Genomic DNA, 18,372 nt, shown 5'->3' on the forward strand with positions numbered 1-18,372 from the left:
GAGTTTGGGCACGGCGGCCGTTTCCTGCAGGAGGCGGCCGCCGTGCCCGCTCGGCAACCCAACACCGCGCGAGCACCCATGCTTCTCCACGTTCCCGAAGTCCTCACGCCAGACGAGCTGCGGCAGTGCCGCGACCTCCTGCGCGACGCGCCCTGGACCGATGGCCGCGCCACCGCCGGCACCCAGTCCGCCGCCGTCAAGAACAACGAACAGCTGCCCTCGCGCTGCGAGCAGGTGCAGGCGTTGCAGGCCATCGTCCTGCGCGCGCTCGAGCGCCACCCGCTGTTCTTCTCCGCGGCGCTGCCCAAGCGCATCTTTCCGCCCATGTTCAACCGCTATGGCGGCACGGCCAACACCTACGGCCCGCACGTGGACATGGCCGTGCGCCACACCGCGCAGAGCGGCGTGCGCGTGCGCACCGACGTCTCCTGCACCCTCTTCTTCGCTGATCCCGACGAGTACGACGGCGGCGAGTTGGAGATTGACGACACCTACGGCAGCCGCCGGGTGAAGCTGCCCGCCGGCGACATGGTCCTCTACCCCGGCACCAGCGTGCACGGCGTGGCGCCCGTGACGCGCGGCCACCGCCTCGCCAGCTTCTTCTGGATAGAAAGCATGGTGCGCAGCGACGAGCAGCGCCGGCTGCTGTTCGATCTGGACATGGCCCTCATGCGGCTGCGCGAGCGCGAGGGCGAATCGGCCGAGGCCGTCGCGCTCACCGGCACCTATCACAACCTGCTGCGCATGTGGGCCGACACCTGAGCCGCGGCCTGATCCACCGAGCATCGCCATGAACCGCCCGCAGATCCCGGCCGACGTCGCTTGCGCCGCCGACTACGAGCCCCACGCGCGCGAGCGCATGGACCCCGCCGCCTGGGCCTACCTCTGCGGCGGCGCGGGCGACGAGATCACGCTGCGCGCCAACCGCGAGGCCTGGGACGCGCTGCGGCTCGTCCCCCGCGTGCTGCGGTCGTTGGCCAACGGCAGCGCCGCCATCGAACTGCTGGGCCGGCCGCTGCAAAGCCCGCTGCTGGTCGCGCCCATGGCCCACCAGCGCCTGGCCCACCCCGACGGCGAGGCGGCCACCGCGCTGGCCGCCGCGGCGCAAGGCGCCGGGTTCATCTTCAGCGCGCAGGCCAGCCTGCGCATGGAGGACGTGGCGGCGCTCGTCCGCGACGAGGCCGGCCGCGGCCCGCTGTGGTTCCAGCTCTACCTGCAGCGCGAGCGCGCCCACACGCTGGAGTTGATAGAGCGCGCCGAGGCCGCAGGCTTCGAAGCGCTGGTGCTCACGGTGGACGCTCCTTCCTCCGGCGCACGCGACCGCGAGCGCCGCGCCGGCTTCCGGCTGCCGCCAGGCATCGCCGCGGTCAACCTGCGTCCGCAGGCACCGCCGCCACCCAACGCCGACTTCTTCAGTGAAATCGTCGCGCAGGCACCGACCTGGGACGACGTGGCCTGGCTGTGCTCGGCCACGCGGCTGCCGCTGCTGCTCAAGGGTGTGCTGCACCCCGACGACGCGCGCCAGGCACTGGCCGCGGGCGCAGCCGGCCTCATCGTCTCCAATCACGGCGGCCGCACCCTGGACACCGCCGTGAGCACCGCGCGCGCCCTGCCGCGCATTGCCGACGCCTTGGGCGGCGCGCTGCCGCTGCTGGTGGACGGCGGCGTGCGCCGCGGCACCGACGTGCTCAAGGCCCTGGCCCTGGGCGCCAGCGCCGTGCTGCTGGGCCGCCCCGTGCTGCACGGCCTGGCCACCGCCGGCGCCTTGGGCGTGGCCCACGTGCTGCGCCTGGTGCGCGACGAATTCGAGATCGCCATGGCCCTCACCGGCTGCGCCCGCGTGGCCGACATCAACCCGCGCCTGCTCGACAAAGCCTCCTGAGGCGTCCTGAAATGGAGCAAGGGCAGCTTCGCCCCGTGCCGCGCCTGCACCCGGCCTGAAACCGCTGGTCGCCACCGGCAGGCCGGCTTTTGATGCGGCCGTGCCACAAATGGCCCACGCATGTTGACGCAAGTGATTCTGAAACCGGTTTCCTAGAGGGAAATACAGCGGACTTGGCTTCTCACTCCCCTGGGCGCGCAGTACCATTTGCCCCGCAGGGTGCCGCAGAGAAAAGAGGGTTCACGCAGCCTTCGCCCCACCCGGCGCATCAACCAGTAATTGATGGAGAGAATCCAAATGGCAACTGCAAAGAAAGCCGCGTCCAAGACGGTCGCGGCCAAGAAGGCTCCGGCCGCCAAGAAGGCCGAGACGGCAGCCAAGCCTGCCGAAGCCGGCAAGCGCAGCCCCAACGCTGCTTTCATGAAGGAAATGAAGCCCAGCGCCCAACTCGCGGCCGTCATTGGCGACAAGCCCATGCCGCGCACCGAAGTCACCAAGAAGGTGTGGGACTACATCAAGGCCAACAACCTTCAGGACGCTGCCAACAAGCGCATGATCAATGCCGACGCCAAGTTGAAGGACATCTTCAAGAAGCCCCAGGTGTCCATGTTCGAAATGACCAAGCTCATCAACGAACACCTCAAGTGAGACCAGCGGGCTGAAGGCGCCGCCAACGCGCCACCCCCGCCCGCCTCCACTGCAAAGCCGGCCTCAGCGCCGGCTTTTTCATGGGCGCCTGATCGTGCTTGCCGCCGCGCAGGCCGCGTACTTCCCCACGCTCTGCTGTCTATCGGGGCGCCCATCGTTTTCCCGCCCGCACGGGCTTGGTTTCTGGCCATGAATTGAGAACGATTCTCATTGCTGTGATAGGCTGCCGCAGCCTGTTCAACTTCACGCAAGGGAAGCCATGAAGCCTGTCGTTCTCGCCGCCGCCGCGCTGGGCATTGCCGCCAGCCTGGGCTCCACCGCCGCCTTCGCCAAGGCCAACTGCAAGGCCTATCCCAAGGAGGAATGGCTCAAGGAAGACGACGCACGCTCGCGCATCGAGGCCCAGGGTTACAAGATCAACAAGTTCAAGGTCGACGGCAACTGCTACGAGATCTACGGCCGCGCGCCGGACGGCCGCAAGGTCGAGATCTACTACGACGCCAAGACGCTCAACCCCGTCAAGACCGAGTACGGGGACTGACGGCCATGCCCGTCGCGCCCGCAACCGCCGCCCGCGTGCGCGTCTGGGACGCCCTGGTGCGCCTGGCGCACTGGACGCTGGCCGCCGTGGTGCTCGTCAACCTCGTGCGCGACGACGGCGACCAGATCCACCGCCTGATCGGCTACGTGGGCGTGGGCGCCGTGGCGGTGCGGCTGCTGTGGGCGCTGCTTGCGCGCGGCCCGGCCAGCTTGGGCGCGCTCAAGCCCTCCCTCTGCGCCACGCGCGGCTACCTGCAGGCCGGCGCGCCGCGCTGTGTGGCCCACGACCCGCTGGGCCTGTGGATGGTGTGGCTGCTGTGGCTGCTGGTGCTGCTGCTGGGCCTCACGGGCTGGATCAGCCGGCTCGACGCCTTCTGGGGCGAGGACTGGCCCGTGGACATCCACGCCTGGCTGGCCGACGCGCTCATCGTCTGCGTGGTGGGGCACCTCTTGGGCGTGGCCAGCATGAGCTGGCATTGGCGCGAGAACTTGCCCGCCGCCATGCTCACCGGCCGCAAGCGCGCAGGCGAGGACGCTTCTCATTAACGCCAAAACCCGGCGGGCGCCAGCCCGGCGCCGGGCCGGCACGCCTTCATAACGGTCTTATTTCACGACCAGGCCTTGTGAAGTGCAGGCCCGGCCGAGGCCGCCGCGCGCATGATGCGCGCGTCAGCAACTTGTTTTCCCGCTCACGACATGCAAGGCCACCCTGCCGTCATCGATGCCCTCAACGCCCTGCTCACGGGCGAGCTCGCCGCGCGCGACCAGTACTTCATCCACTCCCGCATGCTGGAGGACTGGGGCTACACCAAGCTGGCCGCGCGCATCTCGCACGAGATGGAGGACGAGACCGGCCACGCCGACGTGCTGATCAAGCGCATCCTCATGCTCAGCGGGCGGCCCAACATGGTCCCCTCGCCGCTGAACGTGGGCCAGGACGTGCCCGGCATCCTGCAGGCCGACCTGGCGGTGGAGTACTCGGTGATCACGCACCTGCGCGAGGTCATCGCCCTGTGCGAGCGCGAGCGCGACTACGTCACCCGCGACCTGCTGCTGCCCATGCTGGAAGACACCGAGGAAGACCACGCCCACTGGCTGGAGCAGCAGCTCGGCCTGATCAACGCCGTGGGCCTGCAGAACTACCTGCAAAGCCAGATGGGCTGAGCCGGCAGGGCCGGCGCACTTTCTCGTCATGCCTGCGAAAGCGGGCATCCACGCTGGCCTCGCTGCCGCCCGGCGTTCGTGGACACCCGCCTTCGCGGGTGTGGCGAAAACGGGCTTACCCGCGCCGAGCCAGTGCCCTCAAGGCAGCCACGCCTCCAGCGCCTTCCACATCTGCGCGATGGAAATGGGCTTGGTCCAGTAGTCGTCGAACCCGGCTTTTTTCGCCGCGCGCGCCTGCTCGGGCATGGCGTCGGCCGACAGCGCGATGCAGGGCAGTTGGGCCGTGAGCGGATCGGCGCGCAGCGCCGCGACGATGTCCAGCCCCGTCATGTCCGGCAGGTTCATGTCGATGAGCAGCAGTTGCGGCGCGTCCTCGCGCGCCGCCCGCAGGCCGGAGGCGCCATCCGGCTCCACCTGCAGCGACCAGCCCGCCTGGCCGCGGAACATCTCCGTCATCAGCAGCACGTTCAGCGGCTCGTCCTCGATGTAGAGCACGCGCCGGGGCGGCCTGGCCTGGTCGCCGCCCGTGGGGGAAGAAACGTCAGCCGACATGCCGCTGCAGGAAGTCCAGCGTGCGCTGTCGCGCCAGGTCGGCGCTGGCGGGCTCGAAGGCCGCGCGCTGGTCGCAGTTGAAACCGTGGTCAGCCGGGTAGACGTGCACCTCCACCTCCGGGCGCGCCTGCGTGAAGGCCTGCACCTGGGGCTGCGGGATGAGGTGGTCGCGCTCGCCGAAGTGCATGAGCACGGGGCAGCGCGGCTGCAGCGCCGCCTGGTCCGGGATGCCGGCGCCGTAGTAGCTGATGGCGGCCGACAGGCCGTCCACCTTGCACGCCGCCAGCCACGTCATCAGCCCGCCCCAGCAATAGCCGACGATGCCGACCTTGCCCGCCTGTGCGCCCTCCGCCACCGCGGCGGCGATGTCCAGCAGCGCGAGGTCCTGCTTGGACGCCATCTTCAGCTCGCGGCCGCGCTGGACGTCGTCCTCCGTGTAGCCCAGCTCCACGCCGCGCTGCAGCCGGTCGAACAGCGCCGGCGCGATGGCCACGTAGCCCTCGGCCGCATAGCGCTCGGCCACGGCGCGGATGTGCGAATTCACGCCAAAGATTTCCTGCAGCACCACCAGCGCGCCGCGCGGCGTGCCCTGGGGGCGGGCCACGAAGGCACCGAAGCGGTGGCCATCGGCGGCCTGCAGTTCTTGCACGGGCATCAACGTTCTCCCTTGAGTTGCTGTAAGCGGCGCTCCACGAAGTCCAGCCGGTCCTGGCCCCAGAAGATTTCGCCGTCTATGACGTAGCTGGGCGCCCCGAACACCCCGGCGTCAATGGCGCGCTGCGAGTCTTCTTCATAGCGCAGGTGCACGCGCTGGGTGTGGGCGTCGTCCAGGCGGGCAAGTTTCAGGCCCTGGGTGGTGAGCAGCTCGGCCAGCGTCGCTTCGTCGGCGATGTTCTTCTCCTCCACCCACACCGCGCGCATCACGGCGCCGGTGAGCGCCATGGCGGCGTCGGGGCCGTCGAGCAGGTCCACGGCGACGATGAGCCGCGCGGCGTCGTCCGGGTTGACCGGAAAGTAGCGCGGCGTGGGGTTGAGCGGCGCGTGCAGCCACTCGCTGAAGCGCTTGAGCTCCAGGAGCCGGTAGGCCTGGCGCTGCGGCGCGCGCTTGGCCAGCGGCAGCCCGCCGGTGAGCGGGAAGACGCGCCCGCCCAGGTCCACGGGCAGCACGCGCACCACCGCGCCGTACTGGCGCGCGATGTCCTGGAAGCGCCGATGGCCCAGGTAGGCCCACGGCGAATTCGGGGCGAAGTAGTAGTCGATGGCAAGGCTCATGGAGGGCGTCAGTCCAGGGCGACAAAGGTGCGGCACCTTAGCCCAATCGGGGCGGCCCTCCTGGGGATGGTTGCTTAGGAGGGGGCGCGAGCCCCGCTCCTCAACCCCTCTCCAGCAACGGCTTCAAAAACCGTCCCGTATGGCTTTCCTGGCAAGCCGCCAAATCCTCGGGCGTTCCGGCCAGCAATACCCGCCCGCCGCCGGAGCCGCCTTCGGGGCCCATGTCGATCAGCCAATCCGCCGTCTTGATCACGTCCAGGTTGTGCTCGATCACGACGATGGTGTTGCCCGCGTCGCGCAACTGATGCAGCACGCGCAGCAGCAGCTCGATGTCGGCGAAGTGCAACCCCGTGGTCGGCTCGTCCAGGATGTAGAGCGTGCGGCCGGTGTCGCGCTTGGACAGCTCCAGGGCCAGCTTCACCCGCTGCGCCTCGCCGCCGGAGAGCGTCGTGGCGCTCTGGCCCAGCGTGATGTAGCCCAGGCCCACGTCCAGCAGCGTCTGCAGCTTGCGCGAGATGGCCGGCACGGCGCTGAAGAATTCCGCCGCCTCCTCCACCGTCATGCCCAGCACCTGGGTGATGTTGCGGCCCTTGTAGAGGATCTCCAGCGTCTCGCGGTTGTAGCGGGCGCCGTGGCAGACGTCGCAGGGCACGTACACGTCCGGCAGGAAGTGCATCTCCACCTTGATCACGCCGTCGCCCTGGCAGGCTTCGCAGCGTCCGCCCGCCACGTTGAAGCTGAAGCGCCCCGCCCCGTAGCCGCGCTCGCGCGCGGTGGGCACCTCGGCGTAAAGCTCGCGGATGGGCGTGAACATGCCCGTGTACGTCGCGGGGTTGGACCGCGGCGTGCGCCCAATCGGGCTCTGGTCCACGTTGATGACCTTGTCGAAGGCTTCCAGGCCCTCGATCGCGTCGTGCTCCGCGGGCTCCAGGTGGCTGTTGTAGAGCTTGCGCGCCACGGCCGCGTACAGCGTGTCGTTGACCAGGGTGGATTTGCCCGACCCCGAGACGCCGGTGACGCAAGTCAGCAGGCCGACGGGGAGCTCGATGCTCACGCCCTTGAGGTTGTTGCCCGTGGCGTTGACGATGCGCAGCCCCGTGCCCGCCTCCCACTTGCGCCGCTCCTTGGGCACGCGGATGCTCAGCCGCCCGCCCAGGTAGCCGCCGGTCAGCGACTCGGGGTGGTCCATCACCTCTTGCGGCGTGCCCTGGGCGATGACGTGGCCGCCGTGCACGCCGGCGCCCTTGCCCATGTCCACCACGTGGTCGGCGGCGCGGATCATGTCCTCGTCGTGCTCCACCACCAGCACCGAGTTGCCGAGGTCGCGCAGGTGCTGCAGCGTGGCGATCAGGCGCTCGTTGTCGCGCTGGTGCAGGCCGATGCTGGGCTCGTCCAGCACGTACATCACGCCCGTCAGGCCGCTGCCGATCTGGCTGGCCAGGCGTATGCGCTGCGCCTCGCCGCCGGAGAGCGTGTCGGCGCTGCGGTCCAGGCTCAGGTAGTTCAGGCCCACGTCGTTGAGGAAGCGCAGCCGGTTGCGGATCTCGCTGACGATCTTGTCGGCAATGGCCGCCTTGGCGCCGCGCAGCGTCAGGCCCTGGAAGTAAGCCAGCGCGTCGGCCAGCGTCGCGTGCTCGACCTCGTAGATGGACTTGCCCGTCTCGCCCGGCTGCGCATCCGCCGCGTGCAGGAAGACGTGCCGCGCCTCGCGCCGCAGCCGCGTGCCGCGGCACTCGGGGCAGGCCTGCGCGTGCTGCATGCGCATCAGCTCCTCGCGCACGGCGGCGGAGTCCGTCTCGCGCAGGCGCCGCGTCAGGCTGGGCAGGATGCCTTCGAAGGGGTGCGAGCGCTTCACGCTGCGCGACTTGCCGCGCGCGCCCTCGGCCTCGTAGGTGAACTCGATCTCCTCCGCGCCGGAGCCGTGCAGCAGCACCTGCCGGATCTCCGCCTCCAGCTCCTCGAAGGGCGTGTCCAGGTCGAAGCCGTAGTGCGCCGCCACCGCCTGCAGCGTGCCGAAGGTGTAGGCGTTGCGCCGGTCCCAACCCTTCACGGCGCCGCTGGCCAGGCTCAGCGAGGGGAAGGCGACCACGCGCTCGGGGTCGAACACCGTCACGTGGCCCAGGCCGTCGCAGCTCGGACAGGCGCCCGTGGGCGAGTTGAAAGAGAACAGCCGCGGCTCCAGCTCCGTGAGCGAGTAGTCGCAGTGCGGGCAGGCGAAGCGGCTGCTGAAAGGCGTCTCGCGCCCCGCGTCCATCTCGACGGCCAGCGCGCGCGCGTTGCCTATGCGCAGGCAGTTCTCGAAGCTCTCGGCCAGGCGCTGGCGCAGGCCGCCCGTGCCGCCCCCCTCCTCGGCGCGAATGCGCACGCGGTCCACCACCACGTCGATGTCGTGCGTGCCCTCGCTCAGGGCCGGCAGGTTGTCGATGTCGTGGATCTGGCCGTCCACGCGGAAGCGCACGTAGCCCTGCGCCTGCAGGTCGGCCAGCAGCGGGGCGATGTCGCCCACCCGGCCGCGCGCCACGGGCGCCAGCAGCAGCAGCTTGGTGTCCTCCGGCAGCGCCAGCACCGAGTCCACCATCTGCGCCGTGCTCAGGGCCTGCAGCGGCAGCGCGTGCTGCGGGCAAAACGGCGTGCCCGCGCGGGCGTAGAGCAGGCGCAGGTAGTCGTGGATTTCCGTCACCGTGCCCACGGTGGAGCGCGGGTTGTGGCTGGTGGCCTTCTGCTCGATGGAGATCGCGGGGGATAAACCCTCGATCACGTCCACGTCGGGCTTGTCCATCAACTGCAGGAACTGCCGCGCGTAGGCCGAAAGGCTTTCCACATAGCGGCGCTGGCCTTCGGCGTACAGCGTGTCGAAGGCCAGGGAGCTCTTGCCGGAGCCGCTCAGGCCGGTGATCACCACCAGCGCCTGCCGCGGCAGGTCCAGGTCGATGTTCTTGAGGTTGTGCGTGCGTGCGCCGCGCACGCGGATCGCAGGCGTCTCGTGATTCAAGGGTTTCTACTCGGCTCGGGTCAACCGGCCATCATAGCCAGAGCGCGGCACCGGCCTGCCAGCTCCAGGGCCAAGCACCGTGCAGTCCGTCAACCCGCCGACGAGGGTGCGGCGATCCCCCGATGGCGGCTTGCCGCCGCAGGCGTATACCGGCCCGCCATGAACGACGACACCCTGCGGCGTTTTGCTGATTCGGTTCCCGCCACCTCAGCCGCCCTGCCGCCGGCGGCCCCCGTGGCATCACTGGCCGACGTGCCGCAGCCGCCAGCCGGCGCGGACACGCCGGACGCCCTGAAGGCCGCCCACGCCATGGACCGGCTGCTGCACGCCAACGTGGCCCACGTGACGGGCGGCCTCTCGCCCATCTCGCTGGGGCTGGCGCTGGCCGACTGGGGCTGGCACCTGGCCTCGCAGCCGGCCAACGCGGCGCGGCTGGCAATCTCGGCCCAACAGCACGCCGTGGAGGCCATGGCCGAATGCCTCAGCGGCGACTGCAGCGGCCCGCTGGCGCAGGACGCGCGATTCCGCGACCCCGCCTGGCACCAGTGGCCCTACGCCCCCATGGCCCGCGCCCACCAGGCCGCCCAACACTGGTGGCAGGACGCCAGCCGCCTTCGCGGCATGAGCGCGCACCACGCGCAGGTCGTCCGCTTCTTCGCCACGCAGTGGCTGGACATGCTGTCGCCCAGCAACAACTTCCTGGCCAACCCCGAGGTGCTGCGCCGCACCGCCGAGCGCCACGGCGCCAACCTGGTGGAAGGCGCCTTCAACCGGCTGGAGAGCTGGCGCCGCCGCCAGGGGCTGGAGCCGCTCACGCCGCCGGAGCACCCCTACCTGCCCGGCGTGGACCTGGCCGTGACGCCGGGCCGCGTGGTGCACCGCAACCACCTGGTGGAGCTCATCCAGTACGAGCCCACCACCGACGAGGTGCAGGCCGAGCCGGTGTTCATCGTCCCGTCCTGGATCATGAAGTACTACATCCTGGACCTCTCGCCGCACAACTCGCTGGTGAAGTGGCTCACGGGCCAGGGGCACACGGTGTTCATCCTGTCCTGGCGCAACCCCGACGAGGGCGACGCCCTGCTGAGCCTGGACGACTACCTCGGCTTGGGCGTGCTGGACCCGCTGGCCGCCATCGCCCGCCAAATGCCCGACCAGCCGGTGCACACCTGCGGCTACTGCCTGGGAGGCACGCTGCTGTCCATCGCCGCCGCCGCGCTGGCGCGGCCGGGCCAGGTGGAAGGCGCCGAAAAACTGCCCAAGCTGGCGGGCGTGACGCTGCTGGCGGCGCAGACCGATTTTTCAGAGCCCGGCGAGCTGGGCGTGCTGATCGACGAGTCGCAGGTGGAGCTGCTGGAAGACATCATGGCCGAGCGCGGCTTCCTCACCGGGCGGCAGATGGCCGAGACCTTCCAGTTCCTGCGCTCGCGCGAGCTGGTCTGGTCCACCCGCATGCGCGAGTTCTGGCTGGGCGAGCGGCTGCAGCCCAACGACCTGATGTCCTGGAACGCCGACGTCACGCGCATGCCCGCGGTGATGCACAGCCAGTACCTGCGCCGCTGCCAGTTGCAAAACCAGCTCGCGCACGGCCAGTACCCGGTGGAAGGGCGGCCGGTGTCGCTGGGCGACATCCGCGAGCCCCTCTTCTGCGTGGCCACGGAGCTGGACCACGTCTCGCCCTGGCGCTCGGTCTACCAACTGCACCGGCTGGTGCACACCGACCTCACCTTCGTGCTCACCAACGGCGGGCACAACGCGGGCATCGTCTCCGAGCCCGGCCACGCGCGGCGGCGGTTCAGGCAGCGCCGCATGGAGGCCGGCGCGCACTGGGTGGCCCCGGACGCTTGGGCGCAGGGCGCACAGCCGTGCGAGGGCTCGTGGTGGCCGGCCTGGCACGACTGGCTCGTGCAACACAGCCGCGGCCGGGTGCCGGCACGCCCCGTGCCGCAGGGGCTGGAGCCCGCCCCCGGAAGCTACGTGCATGTGCGCTACCACGACTGAAACCGAGTCCCCCGCCGCCCTCGCACCGCCCGCCGCCTTGAAGGTGCGCGGGCCGTGGCGGCGGCCACGGCGCGCCGCCGTGCTGCTGGCCGCCGCGGCGCTGCTGGCGGGCTGCGGCGGCGGGGTGTTCGTGGGCATAGGCGGGGACGACGACGACCCGCCCGTCGCCGCGCTGTCCGTGGCGCCGACGCAGGCCGTGCCGGGCCAGGTGGTGACGCTGCTGGCCGACGCGCGCGACGACTACGGCGTGGACTACGTGGCCTTCTACCAGGTGCTGCCCAACGGCGGCGCGCTGCGCCTGGGCGTGGTGGGCGCCCCGCCCTATCAGCTCGCCGTCGCGCTGCCGGCGGATGCGGCGGGCATCGTGCAGTTCTTCGCCCGCGCGGTGGATGGCTACAACCAGTACGGCGACAGCGCGCTGGCGACGGTGCAGGTGGTGAGGTGAACGTCAGCCCAAGACGCCTCGCACCCTACGCCGTCATGCCCGCGAAAGCGGGCATCCACGATGACACCGAGGCATGGCCTTCGAACGGCACCGCCCCGGGCCGACGTCGGCGCGCCGATGCTCCGGCCGGCGTGGATGCCCGCTTTCGCGGGCATGACGGACGAGGGTGCGAAGCGCCATTGCCTCAGGGCTGACGGCGGAACGACTTTTCCCGGACGGCAATCCGCCACCACGACCGAACCTTCGCACCCCAGCCGCCGGCCGCGCACCTCCCGTGCAGCGGCCCCATCGTTCAGTTTTTTGTACTTCGGCCCCTCACTGCATGGCAGCCATCGTTCAGATTTCTGAACGATGCGGCCTGCAAAAAGCGTGGGACGGGGCTGCGGTTCGGCCCGCAAGCGGGCCTCCTGCCAGCAGAGCCAGCGCAGGGCACCCGCGCTCCGCTCGCCAGGCGGCGGCCCCTTGCAGCGCCGCCTCAACGCGTGGCGCAAGTGAAACTGGCGGCCTGGTTGACGTCGCCGTCGCCGGCGTAGCGCGGCCAGCTCGGCCACTCGCACAGCGGCCGCGTGCGCCCGGGCACGGCCTTGGTGTCCATCACCACCTGCGGCCCCGGCGCCACGCCCTGCTCCACCCATTGCTCCAGCGCCGTGAGCGAATCCCAGGCGGCGCTGAACTGGTCGCTCACCGAGTGGCCGTAGCCGGGAATCTCGTAGTAGCGCAGGAAGTCCGCCGTGGCCGCGTCGCCCATGGTGCGGCGCACGCGGGCCACGAACTGCTGCGTGGCGCGGTTGCTCACCAGGGCGTCGTGCACGCCGTGCGCCAGCAGCAGCTTGCCGCCGCGGGCGCGGAAGGCGGAGAAGTCGCTACGGTTGGCGTCCTGCAGCTCGATCAGCTCCACGATCCTTCGCTCCCACGGGCCCGGCCGCTCCGGGTCCAGCGCCAGCGGGTCGTACGTGGTGTCGTCGGTGACGAAGTAGCGCACCCACTGGTCCCAGAAGGTGCTGCCGTAGGGCGGGCTGTCGGCCACCGCCGTGAGGCTCAGCAGGCTCACGCCCGGCATGGGCGCGGCCGGCGCCAGCGTCCCCAACCCCAGCGTGAGCACGGGCGACTGGCCCTTGTCCTTGTCCGGCGCGGCGAAGCCGAAGTCGGTACCCCAGGTGGTCAGGCCGGGGTAGCCCTTCTCGCCGCTGGGCAGCGCGAAGGCCGGCACGGTGGCGCTGTTGAGCACCTTGAAGGCGGCGATCTGCGCTGGCGTCAGGCAGTGGTCGCCCCGGGTGCCGTCGGCACAGCGCAGCGGCTGGCCGTCCAGCGTGGCGGTGTCGGGGTCGAAGGCGGCATCGCAGGCGGCCTGATGGCTGATCAGGCCGTCCGCCACGCCGTCCAGCGCGTCGCAGGCCTGCAGCGCGGCGCGGTACAGCGCCTGGCGCTGGGGCAACCCGGGGAAGGCGTCCTTCCCGGCCAGGGCGCGCGTCATGCGGCCGAAGTGCAGGTTCAGCACCGCGGCGTTCCAGGCCGGGTACAGCGCGATGGCGCCGTCGAAGTCCTGCGGCCAGCGGCCTATGGCCAGCAGCGCCTCGCGCCCGCCGGTGGAGCCGCCGGCGAAGTAGGTGCGCTGCACGGGGCGGCCGTAGTGACGCTGCATCAGGTAGGCGGCGGTGTCGCGCGTCTTCTTGATCGCGTCGCCCGCGAAGTTGCGCCGTGCCTCCTCATTGGCGGCGAAGCTGCCGTCGCGGCTGGCGCCGGCCACGGGGCGCAGCGACTGGTGGCCGGAGTCGCTGCCGAAGGTGGCGTAGCCGCGCCCAAGCGGCGTCGGGTGGTCCACCGGCCCGGCGGGCACGTTGCCGGAGAGCACGACGGTCTGGCCACCGCTGGTCATGCTGCTGGTCCCGCCCACGGCGGTGGTGCCGTTGTAGCCGCCGCCGCCAAACATCACGGCCTTGCCGTTCCACGGCTGCGGCAGGCTGAGCTGGAAGCGGATGGGCGGCGCCTTGCGGTCCAGCGGGCGGATATCGCCCTCGACGGTGCAGGTGTCGCCCACCGCCGCCACGCCCGCGCCCCGCGCGGGCGTGAACGTGGCTTGGGTGACGACGGCATCGCGCGTGGGCAGGCCGATGTGCGCCGCGGGCACGGTCTGGCCCTGCAGTTGGGCGCAGCGCGCGGCCGCGTCCTGGCTGGTTTGGGCCGGCGCCGCCAGCGCCGGCAGGGCCGCCACGGCGGCGGTCACGGACGCCACGGCAAGGCGCCGCCGGTGCGGGGTCGGGTGTTTCCTGGTCATCTTTTTCTCCCTGTGTGGGCCCGCGTGCGCGGCGCGTCGCCGGCAGCGGGCCTGCCGCAGCCTATGGCCCGCAGGGGCCTGGAGCGCGCTGCGCAATCGCTTAGGGGTAAACCCTTGGCTTCAATGAAAAACGCCGGCCCCTGGGGGCCGGCGCCGGCGTGGGTGGCTCAGGGCGGGCGGTGCGGGCTCGCGGGCGGGCCGTGCAGCCGGCGCCCTCGCGCCCGCGGCCTTACTCAGTTGGGCACGTTGAGCGCGTTGCCGTTGAAGGTGATGGCGTCGCCCGCAGCCGGCGTGGCGGCGATGGGCGGCAGGTTCGCCGCGCGCGTGACGGCCGGTGCCGCGCCCGGCAGCCCGCCGCGCGGCGTGGTGCGCACCACCTGGCTGGGCGGCAGCGTCGCGCCGGTGGTCAGGTGCGCGTACATGGCGTTGAGGCCGTCCAGGAAATACACGTGCAGCGGCACGTAGCGGGTGTCGAAGCCGCTGAAGCCCAGGAAGCCGTCGAAGTGCTGGCCGTTGGTGACCTCCACGTAGCGCAGCCTGCTGCGGCCCCGCTCCACGGCCTGGTTGAAGGCCGTGTAGGCGCGCGCGGCGTTGTTGACGGGCAGCAGCGCGTCGCTGCGGCCGGCCACCACCAGGGTGGGCTTGCGCTGCAGGTCGCCGCTGGCCAGCACCTCGCGCACGCCGCGGCGCACGGCCTCGCTTTGCGCACGGGTGGGCGTGCTGGTGTCGGTCAGCGGCGCGCCGCTGCGCGGGTCGGTGCCGGTGAACAGGGCGCGCTGGCACACCGCCGCCTCGAAACCCAGGTCCGCCAGCGCCGTGCCCGGCGAGACGGCGAAGTCCCAGCGCCTCGCGCCGCCCACCGAGTCGTTGACGATCACGGTGGCCGGCGCTCCGTTGGCCGTGCCGTTGCCGGTGGCGTAGCTCACCGCCTTGGCCGCGGGTGCGATGGGTGCCGGGGCGAACGCGGCGTCCACCCCGGCGAAGCTCACGCCGCAGACGTTGTCCAGCACGGAAAAGCGCCCGTAGGCGTTGACGTACATGCTGGTGACGATCACCGCGTTGCCCAGCCCGTAGTGGGCGTTGTGCATCTGGTCGTTGTAGGGGCCCCAGCCGTAGTGGCGCAGTTTCGAGAGGGCATCGGCCGCCTGCGCGGCGGTGTCGGCGCCGCTGACCATCCCGGCCTGCGCCAGCGACGCGCAGCGGTTGGCCGCGCGCGGGTTCATGCCCGTGAGGGTCATGTAGTTGTGGATGGACAGCTCCGCGCCCATGGACGCTTCGGCCGCCAGCGCCGCGCAGGGCTGGTACAGGTTGGCGAAGGTGAAGTAGTCCAGCAGCGGCTTGCCGAAGGCCACGGGCTGGCCGCCTTGCTGCACGCCGTAGCCGTAGGTGCTGCGCGGCGTGGCGCCGGGCTCGCCGGCGACGACGGCGTCGATCAGGCCCTGCTCGTCCTGCTCGGCCGCGCGCAGCACGGCGGTGCCGCCGTTGGAGACGGAAGCCGCCATCACCAGCGTGTTCTCCGGCCGGAAGCGCTGCCACTTCAGCGGGCTCCTGCCCACGGAGGGGCCGTACTCCTGGTTGAGCGCCCACAGTGCGTAGCGCACGGCGGCCAGGGTGTCGGTGCCCCAGTCGCGCTCGGGGTTGGTTTGCGAGTGCGCGTGCTTCAGGGCGACGCGGTTGGGCGTGCGGGCGTTGAAGGCGGCGCGCTGGTCCTCGCTGAGCTTGGCGCTGAAGTGGCTCAGCGGGTCGGCGGCGTCGGCGCGGGTGCCGTCTATGCGGTGCACGGTGTTGTCCGAGAGGTCGTGCAGGCCCATGCCCTTGCCGGTGTCGGTCAGCGCCACGGCGCAACCGCGCTTGAGGGCCCACTCGGCCACCGTGCCGATGGCGCCGTAGACGCCGCGCGAGCCGGAGGACGGCGCCGCGACGATGCACGGCTTGCTGGTGTCAAAGCTCGCGGGCACCTGCACGGCGGTGGTGACGCGGCGGTTGCCGCCGGGCACGTCGACGTAGCCCAGGTATTCGACGCCGGGGATCAGGCCCTCGCCCAAGGTGTCGTTGCCGGCGAGGTCGATGTTTGGGCCGTAGAGCCGGCCGTAGCCGCCGTTGGCGGTGATGTCCAGCAGGCCGCGGTAGTTGGCGTAGATGGCGTTGCGGCGCAGCTCCAGCGCGGTGGGGTTCAGCGGGTCGGCGTAGGCCGGCGCGGCGCCGGCCAGGCCGGTTTTGCCCAGGCCGGCGGTGAGCAAATCCTGGGTCGAAGCGCTGGTGCCGCCCCCCGGACTGGTGGCCGTGTAGGCAGTGCGCGCGAGCGAAGTGATGCCCCGCGGCAACACGTTGGGCCGCATGGGCTCGCCGTGCCCGTGGCCGCCGTGGCGGTCGTCGTAGCGGTCGTCGGGGCCGGGTCCGCCGGCCTGCGCGCCCAAATGCAGGCACAGCAGGGCCGCGGCAGCGGCGGGGAGGCGTCGAAAGGCGGCGGGATTCCTGGTAGCCATCAGCGTTCTCCTTGAACAGCCGGCGCAGGCTACGGAGTCCGCTTCAAGGCGAAAAACCGCGTGATCGCGTAAGGACCGACCCCATGAGGGTCAGCACGCTTGCCGGATCAGGGAATCGGGTGCTGGGAGCAAGCCGGCGCGCCCGCCCTCGCCCGCCACTCCCCCGTCACTCGCCCAGCACGCGCAGGATCTCGCGTCCGTAGGCTTCGAGCTTCTTGGCGCCCACGCCGCTGATGTGGCCCAGCGCCTGCAGCGAATCCGGGCACTCGGCGGCCATCTGCGCCAGGGTGGCGTCGTGGAAGATGACGTAGGCCGGCAGCCCGTGCTCGCGCGCCACCTCGGCGCGCCAGGCCTTCAGCCGGGCGAAGCGCTCCTGGCCCAGCGCGTCCAGCGTGGCGGCGGCGGCGGGCACGCGCTCGCCGCGTGTCCCGCGCACGGAGCGCGGGCTCTTGCCGCGGGTGGGTTCGCGCGGCTCGCGCAGGACGATGGGCTCCTCGCCCTTGAGCACGGCGCGCGCGCTGGGCGTGAGCGAGAGGGTGTTGAACTCGCCCTCGGCCTGCACGTGGCCCAGGGCGACGAGCTGGCGCAGCACGCCGCGCCACTGCGCTTCCGACAGGTCAGCGCCGATGCCGAAGGTGGACAGCTTGTCGTGCCCGTACTGCAGCGCCTTGTCGGTGCGCTTGCCGCGCAGCACGTCCAGCAGGTGCCCGGCGCCGAAGCGCGTTGGGCCGAAGCCGCCGCCGTGCTGGCCGAAGCGGTAGATGCAGGACAGCGCCTTGCGCGCGGCCTCGGTGGCGTCCCAGGTGCGCGGCGGGTGCAGGCAGTTGTCGCAGTTGCCGCAGGGCTCGCTGGCCTCGCCGAAGTAGGCCAGCAGCCGCACGCGGCGGCAGTCGTGGGCTTCGGCCAGGGCCAGCAGCGCGTCGAGCTTGCCGCGCTGCAGGCGCTTGAAGTCTTCCTCGGCGTCGCTCTCGTCGATCATGCGGCGCTGGTTGACGACGTCCGCCAGGCCGTAGGCCATCCAGGCATCGGCGGCCTCGCCGTCGCGGCCGGCGCGGCCGGTCTCCTGGTAGTAGGCCTCGATGTTCTTGGGCAAGTCCAGGTGCGCGACGAAGCGCACGTCCGGCTTGTCTATGCCCATGCCGAAGGCGATGGTGGCGACCATCACCAGGTCGTCCTCGCGCAGGAAGCGGTCCTGGTGGCGGCGGCGCACGTCGGCGTCCAGCCCCGCGTGGTAGGGCAGCGCGCGCACGCCCTGCTGCTCCAGCCAGGCGGCGGTGTCCTCCACCTTGCGCCGGCTCTGGCAGTAGACGACGCCGGCTTCGCCCTCGTGCTCGTCGCGGATCATGCGCAGCAGTTGCGCGCGCGGGTTGTCCTTCTCGACGATGGTGTAGCGGATGTTGGGCCGGTCGAAGCTGCTCACGAACGCGGCGGCGTCTTCGAGCTGCAGCCGCTCCACGATGTCGCGGCGCGTGTGCGCGTCGGCCGTGGCCGTGAGCGCCACGCGCGGCACGCCGGGGTAGCGCTCGTGCAGGGCCGACAGGCCCAGGTACTCCTCGCGGAAGTCGTGCCCCCACTGGCTGACGCAGTGCGCCTCGTCGATGGCGAACAGGCTCAGGAGCTGGCGCTCGTGCAGCGAATCCAGCATCGCCAGCATGCGCGGCGTCAGCAGCCGCTCCGGCGCCACGTAGACCAGCACCAGGCGCCCGCTGCGCAGTTCGCGCTCCACCTGCTGGGCCTGCTCGGAGGACAGCGTGGAGTTCAGGTAGGCCGCGTGCACGCCGGCCTCTTCCAGCGCGCCGACCTGGTCGTGCATGAGGGCGATGAGCGGGCTCACCACCACGGCCACACCCAGGCCCTGGCGATGCCGGACGATGGCCGGCACCTGGTAGCACAGGCTCTTGCCGCCGCCCGTGGGCATGAGCACCAGGGCGTCGCCGCCCAGGGCGACGTGCTCGACGATGGCCGCCTGCGGCCCGCGAAACGCCGTGTAGCCGAAGACCTGCTGCAGCACTTGCAGCTCGGGGGAAGCGGAAGAGGGGGAGGAGAAGAAGGCCATGGCGCGAGGGGAGCCGGCGATGGTAACTGGCCGCCGCCGGCCGGGCTTTTCAAGGGCTC

General features: G+C 71.3%; 15 protein-coding genes. 8 read left to right on the top strand and 7 right to left on the bottom strand.

Features of this window, described 5'->3' with window-relative positions; all coding sequences use genetic code 11:
* Positions 1 to 78: 78 nt before the first annotated feature.
* The 6 genes from ALA01S_RS00820 to bfr all read left to right on the top strand — a co-directional run bounded on the left by ALA01S_RS00820 (position 79) and on the right by bfr (position 4,234).
* On the top strand, positions 79 to 762 hold the full coding sequence (locus ALA01S_RS00820; RefSeq protein ID WP_066330685.1) for a Fe2+-dependent dioxygenase: 684 nt from the start codon (positions 79 to 81) through the stop codon (positions 760 to 762).
* A gap of 28 nt (positions 763 to 790) precedes the next feature.
* Positions 791 to 1,882: an alpha-hydroxy acid oxidase gene (locus tag ALA01S_RS00825; protein ID WP_066330687.1), complete on the top strand. Its 1,092-nt coding sequence runs from the start codon at positions 791 to 793 to the stop codon at positions 1,880 to 1,882.
* 297 nt (positions 1,883 to 2,179) lie between these two features.
* Complete coding sequence (locus ALA01S_RS00830) at positions 2,180 to 2,530, top strand: SWIB/MDM2 domain-containing protein (RefSeq protein ID WP_066330689.1); 351 nt, start codon at positions 2,180 to 2,182, stop codon at positions 2,528 to 2,530.
* A gap of 259 nt (positions 2,531 to 2,789) precedes the next feature.
* Entirely contained in the window at positions 2,790 to 3,071 is a 282-nt protein-coding gene (locus tag ALA01S_RS00835; RefSeq protein WP_066330693.1) for a PepSY domain-containing protein, read from the top strand.
* A 5-nt stretch (positions 3,072 to 3,076) separates the two neighbouring features.
* Positions 3,077 to 3,616 (top strand): cytochrome b/b6 domain-containing protein, encoded by a 540-nt coding sequence (locus ALA01S_RS00840; protein WP_066330695.1) that lies wholly within the window; start codon positions 3,077 to 3,079, stop codon positions 3,614 to 3,616.
* Positions 3,617 to 3,766: 150 nt separating this feature from the next.
* Positions 3,767 to 4,234 (top strand): bacterioferritin, encoded by a 468-nt coding sequence (gene bfr, locus ALA01S_RS00845; protein ID WP_066330696.1) that lies wholly within the window; start codon positions 3,767 to 3,769, stop codon positions 4,232 to 4,234.
* Positions 4,235 to 4,372: 138 nt separating this feature from the next.
* On the opposite strand, the gene ALA01S_RS00850 is transcribed toward bfr, so the two are convergent.
* The 4 genes from ALA01S_RS00850 to uvrA form a co-directional block, all read right to left on the bottom strand.
* The gene (locus ALA01S_RS00850; protein WP_066330697.1) at positions 4,373 to 4,786 is read right to left on the bottom strand and encodes a response regulator; all 414 of its coding nucleotides are present in this window, start codon (positions 4,784 to 4,786) and stop codon (positions 4,373 to 4,375) included.
* The gene (locus tag ALA01S_RS00855) at positions 4,776 to 5,441 is read right to left on the bottom strand and encodes a dienelactone hydrolase family protein (RefSeq protein WP_066330698.1); all 666 of its coding nucleotides are present in this window, start codon (positions 5,439 to 5,441) and stop codon (positions 4,776 to 4,778) included. The genes ALA01S_RS00850 and ALA01S_RS00855 overlap by 11 nt, the downstream gene beginning before the upstream one ends.
* Positions 5,441 to 6,058: a 2-hydroxychromene-2-carboxylate isomerase gene (locus ALA01S_RS00860; protein WP_066330700.1), complete on the bottom strand. Its 618-nt coding sequence runs from the start codon at positions 6,056 to 6,058 to the stop codon at positions 5,441 to 5,443. The genes ALA01S_RS00855 and ALA01S_RS00860 overlap by 1 nt, the downstream gene beginning before the upstream one ends.
* A 100-nt stretch (positions 6,059 to 6,158) precedes the next feature.
* Positions 6,159 to 9,050, bottom strand: a complete 2,892-nt coding sequence (uvrA, locus tag ALA01S_RS00865) for an excinuclease ABC subunit UvrA (protein WP_066330701.1) — start codon at positions 9,048 to 9,050, stop codon at positions 6,159 to 6,161.
* Positions 9,051 to 9,284: 234 nt separating this feature from the next.
* Here uvrA and ALA01S_RS00870 point away from each other — a divergent pair, with 234 nt between their 5' ends.
* Both ALA01S_RS00870 and ALA01S_RS00875 read left to right on the top strand, forming a co-directional pair.
* Positions 9,285 to 11,051 (top strand): PHA/PHB synthase family protein, encoded by a 1,767-nt coding sequence (locus ALA01S_RS00870; RefSeq protein WP_238455648.1) that lies wholly within the window; start codon positions 9,285 to 9,287, stop codon positions 11,049 to 11,051.
* Positions 11,032 to 11,496 (top strand): hypothetical protein, encoded by a 465-nt coding sequence (locus tag ALA01S_RS00875; protein WP_157118681.1) that lies wholly within the window; start codon positions 11,032 to 11,034, stop codon positions 11,494 to 11,496. Before ALA01S_RS00870 ends, ALA01S_RS00875 begins: the two co-directional genes overlap by 20 nt.
* Positions 11,497 to 11,971: 475 nt before the next feature.
* Here ALA01S_RS00875 and ALA01S_RS00880 read toward each other — a convergent pair whose 3' ends face one another.
* The 3 genes from ALA01S_RS00880 to recQ form a co-directional block, all read right to left on the bottom strand.
* Entirely contained in the window at positions 11,972 to 13,771 is a 1,800-nt protein-coding gene (locus ALA01S_RS00880) for a tannase/feruloyl esterase family alpha/beta hydrolase (RefSeq protein WP_066330703.1), read from the bottom strand.
* A gap of 233 nt (positions 13,772 to 14,004) precedes the next feature.
* Positions 14,005 to 16,257 (bottom strand): 3-hydroxybutyrate oligomer hydrolase family protein, encoded by a 2,253-nt coding sequence (locus ALA01S_RS00885; RefSeq protein ID WP_066330708.1) that lies wholly within the window; start codon positions 16,255 to 16,257, stop codon positions 14,005 to 14,007.
* Between the two features lie 166 nt (positions 16,258 to 16,423).
* Positions 16,424 to 18,313 carry a DNA helicase RecQ gene (gene recQ, locus ALA01S_RS00890; RefSeq protein WP_066330709.1) on the bottom strand — a complete coding sequence of 630 codons (1,890 nt, stop codon included), beginning with the start codon at positions 18,311 to 18,313 and terminating at the stop codon, positions 16,424 to 16,426.
* Positions 18,314 to 18,372 lie beyond the last annotated feature (59 nt).

This window comes from Azohydromonas lata NBRC 102462 (genome assembly GCF_001571085.1).
GTDB classification, from domain to species: domain Bacteria; phylum Pseudomonadota; class Gammaproteobacteria; order Burkholderiales; family Burkholderiaceae_C; genus Azohydromonas; species Azohydromonas lata.